This is a genomic window from Mycobacterium gordonae, assembly GCF_002101675.1.
Taxonomy (GTDB): domain Bacteria; phylum Actinomycetota; class Actinomycetes; order Mycobacteriales; family Mycobacteriaceae; genus Mycobacterium; species Mycobacterium gordonae.
This window is the reverse complement of the sequence record NZ_LQOY01000196.1, coordinates 1-4,008: the sequence shown is the minus strand read 5'-3', so window position 1 is coordinate 4,008 and position 4,008 is coordinate 1. Positions and strand designations below refer to the sequence as shown.

Genomic DNA, 4,008 nt, shown 5'->3' with positions numbered 1-4,008 from the left:
CCACTACCGTTGGCGCTCACTACTACACAGCGGAGCACTCCACCAACTTGTCAATGCACTCTGAATTACGAAGAGCCGTTGATGGGCACGCACGTTGGTCGAATCGACTGATAACAGCTTTTCGATGTCGGCGTGCACGTCGGCGTCGAACCCGAACGAGGCCGCGACCCGGGCGAACATCTCGTCGTACGTGCCGTCCAGCGACCACCGGTGATGGCGTTTCCACACTGTTTGCCACGGCCCGAATTCGGCGGGCAGGTCCCGCCACGGGCATCCTGTGCGAAAATGCCAGGCGATCGCTTCCAGGATCAGCCGGTGATCACGAAACCTGTTGCCTCGCTTACCGTCATGCGACGGCATCAACGGCTCGACCACCGCCCAAAACTCATCACAAATCACACCCGTCCGTGTCACGAGATCGATCTTGGCTGCGGGCGGGTTGATGACGCTCGAAGGCCAGGGTTTGAGTCCAGGCGATCAGGTCGCCAGCCAGGGCGACGACTTCGAGCCAGATCCGGTTGGCCCGGTAGCTGTGGAAAGGCAGGTTACGCAGGCCGGTGTCCTTCAGACAGCGGATACGGTCTTCGGCGCGGGCGCGTTGGCGGTGACGCACTTCCAGGGTCGGCAGCGTCCAGCCGGTTCCGCGAGTGTTGGTCGCAAAGCAGGTGATTCGCCAGCCGTTATGGTCGGTCAGCCGTAGCTGGGCACCGGGGTGAGGACGTTCACGGCGGGCGATGACTCGCATCCCGCGTGGCCATTCCTGGGGGCCGTACTTGGCCGGCGAACGGGTGGGTTTGACCGGGGTCGGCATCCAGTTGGTGAGCTCGGCGACCTGCGCACCCTCACGAGGTGCGCCGTCACTGTCGAGCGCAGCCACCCAAGCCTGCTCGGGAATCGTCTCGATCGCGGCCTGGACAGGGCCGTGAGCGGGAAACCCGATGGAATAGTGCAATCCGGCGTCGGTGAGGTGATGCAGGAATGCTTTAGACGCCCCGCCGGCATCGGCGCGCACCAGCACCTGGCCCCGCTCGGCGGCGGGCAGTTGTTCCAGCGCGGCGCCCAGCACTGTGATGTGATCAGAACTATTGAACGGCGAGGCCTTTCCGGGCGTAGGTCCAGCGCCAGAGTTTCTCCGGTGCCGTGCTCGCCATGGTCGACAAAAGCGCACATCGGGGCGAACCCATAAGACATCTTGTGGGTCGCCTCAGCGCCCTCCTTATCCGAATGCGCCGCCACCAGGGTGGCATCGATATCGACGATGACCTGCCCACCCTCTCGTGTTCCCGGTGTTCCCGCCAGCGGCCGACGCCGTGACCAGACCCGGTCACGGGCTGCAGCGTGTGCCGAGCGCAGCGCCATGACCGCAGCATCGGTGGTGGCGTCATCGACGGCCAACGCCGCAAACAACCGAGACACAGTCGGGTCGGAGGCCACGACTCCGAACAAGTCGCGCTGCGCACGGACTGCGGCCACATCGGCCAAACAGTCACCACCGAGCGCGACCGCGATCGCCACGTCAAGCAGCACCTTGCCCGGATCATGGCGGGCCCGCGCCAGCCGCCACGGCCCCAGCGCCCTCGATAGGACAAGCCCCAGGCCCGCAACCCGGATCGTCTCGTTCATCATCGCCGCGCCCGATGACGTCACCAACGACTCGCGGACATCATCGACGACCAGCCCACCAACTGCGTTACGCTTCACCTACGGAGTTGCCTTCCTGCTTGAGGATCTTGAGACTTCAGCAATCCCAAGAATTCCCTGCAGGACAGGCGCTTCCGTGCATTACACGCCGTCACAACCCCCAACGACATGAAACCTCGAGGCTAGCATTGTGAAGTCGGCGATCTGGGCCCCTCCCGTCCGATCGCGAGGGGTCTGTCGAACGTGCAGACCGCTACCGTCCTCACTCCTTCGCGCGTTACAGCGGACCCCATACAGATAGTATCTAATACATGCGGTACCTGATACCGTTGGCTCTGTGAATTCGTCTGATTGGCGGGATCGGCCCGCGAGCGCCCACTTCGGCTCCATCTGCTGGCAGTCGCGCCTGCTGGCGTTATTGACGGCTATCTTCGCGCGCCCAGTGCTCGCTACCTTGACCGTCATCGGCATAGTCATCAACCGTTTCAGTCCTCACCTGTTGCAGCGTGCACGCCTTGACGTCATCGACAAACCGCTGCGCGTGGTGCCGCCACCGGCGGGAACTCAAGTGACCCCCGTCGCATTGCCACAGTGTCCGGCCGAGTGGGTGGTATTCCCGACGGCCCGCCAGTCCGACCGGGTTATCGTCTACTTCCACGGCTCGGCGCTGGTGACTTTGGGTCTCAATTCGCATCGGCGGTTTGTCGGTAAGCTCTCCCAAGAGACCGGCGCGCGGGTATTCAATGTCGGTTACCGGCTGGCCCCGCAGGCCCGCCTTGAGGATGCCGTGTCCGACGGGCTCGACGCCTACCGCTACGTTATGTCGCTCGGCTTTTCAGCGGATCGCATTGTGCTAGCAGGAGATTCGGCCGGTGGCATGGTGGCTGCCGGTACCGCACTGGCCGCCCGCGACAGCGGGCTGCCGGTGCCTGCGGGTCAGGCGCTGATGTCACCGCTGACGTCGTCGGATATGGGGCTGAAGTACCGGGCCCTCAAAGACCATCGCGACGTGATGTTTCCGTTCATGACGGTGAAGTTCCTCTATGACGTCTTCGGTACTGTCAACGGCACCCGGGCGGCGCCAGTGATGCCGTCGGAGGCCGATCTGCATGGCCTTGGCCCATTTTTGCTCCAGGTTGGCACCCACGAGATGCTGCTCAATGACACCCTCACGCTGGCCGACCGGCTGCGGGCTCACGGCGTACCAGTGTGGGTGCAGCAGTGGCACAAGGCGATGCACATGTTCCAGCTCGGTTTCGACGTCAACCCAGATGCGCTTCGCGCGGTTGAGGAGGTGGCGATGTTTATCCGTCATCTCACCACCGCGCCGGAAAAGAACAGCGCATAATCCGCCCATCGCGCAGGTCGTGGAACATAGAGCAGCCAGTAGCGCAGGGCTTCAAGTGCGGCGCGGACCAAGACGCCGGTCGCAGCACGAGGTGGACGACGAACGGGTTGTCGAGGTCAAGCGGATCAGGACCGCCGCGACGCTATCCCCGCCGACGCAATTGAGAGCTCGTTGCCTGCGCTCGGCCGTTCGGGATCACTGGATATGCTGTTGGCCGCCTACTCGCTGGTGGCCACCCTCTGGCAGACGCCAACCCGCCAGAGCGGCTCACCGATGTCTACGCAAAGGGCGCGCAAGTCGTTCCGCCCGAGTGGAATCTGGGCTTCGCGTCCGCCTTGACCCGCCTGCTGACCGCCAGGTGCATCGGCCTCATCTCTGAAACCTCATGAACAGAAAAGGAGACCAGGACGCAGTGGCTTGGCGAACTGCAACCGGTGAAAACGATGCCAACCTTGTCGATGGCCGGGAACCAGGCGAGACCGCGCAGCCTTCCGCCGGCAATGGCTTTGCGCCAAACGCTAAGTTGCGATCGAGCCAGTCGAACGGGCGGTGGGGCGCCCAACTAGCGGGAGATGGTTGGCTGGGGAGGATTCACGTTGGCGCTGCGATGAAGAAAATGTGGATCGTCCTGGTCATCGTGGCGGTGGTGGCGGTAGCGGGCTTCTGCGTACTGCGGCTTCGCACCTTTTTCGGCGTCCACGACAATCGCCCGATGACCAGCGGCATCGCCGATGAGATCAAGCCGTTCAATCCCAAGCGCGTGGTTTACCAGGTTTATGGTCCCCCGGGGACGGTGGCCAACATCAACTACTTGGACATCAATGCCCAGCCCCAGAAAGCTAGCAACGTGCCTTTGCCCTGGACGCTCTCGGTTACCTCGACGCTGCCCTCGGTGAGCGTCAACATCGTCGCGCAGGGCGACAGCAACCAAATCGGCTGCCGGATCATCGTGGACGAGGTGGTCAAGGACGAAAGGTCGAGTCAGGGTATGAATGCGCAAACGTTCTGCATAGTGAAGT

Annotated in this window: 2 protein-coding genes and 3 pseudogenes; 3 read left to right on the top strand and 2 right to left on the bottom strand. The window is 63.1% G+C overall.

Annotated features, from left to right (window positions below; genetic code table 11):
• Positions 1-78: 78 nt before the first annotated feature.
• Together AWC08_RS24440 and AWC08_RS24435 are read right to left on the bottom strand one after the other, a co-directional pair.
• Positions 79-414 (bottom strand): annotated as a pseudogene (locus AWC08_RS24440) (IS5 family transposase); the annotation flags it as partial.
• Positions 413-1,701 (bottom strand): annotated as a pseudogene (locus tag AWC08_RS24435) (IS1380 family transposase); the annotation flags it as partial. The pseudogenes AWC08_RS24440 and AWC08_RS24435, both read right to left, overlap by 2 nt.
• Before the next feature lie 277 nt (positions 1,702-1,978).
• Here AWC08_RS24435 and AWC08_RS24430 point away from each other — a divergent pair.
• The 3 genes and pseudogenes from AWC08_RS24430 to AWC08_RS24420 form a co-directional block, all read left to right on the top strand.
• Positions 1,979-2,989, top strand: coding sequence for an alpha/beta hydrolase (locus AWC08_RS24430; protein ID WP_033721600.1), 1,011 nt, complete (start codon positions 1,979-1,981; stop codon positions 2,987-2,989).
• Positions 2,990-3,071: 82 nt separating this feature from the next.
• Positions 3,072-3,378 (top strand): annotated as a pseudogene (locus AWC08_RS38630) (TetR/AcrR family transcriptional regulator); the annotation flags it as partial.
• Positions 3,379-3,596: 218 nt separating this feature from the next.
• Positions 3,597-4,008 (top strand): MmpS family transport accessory protein (locus tag AWC08_RS24420; RefSeq protein ID WP_085081474.1); only part of this gene is annotated, 412 nt, incomplete at its 3' end.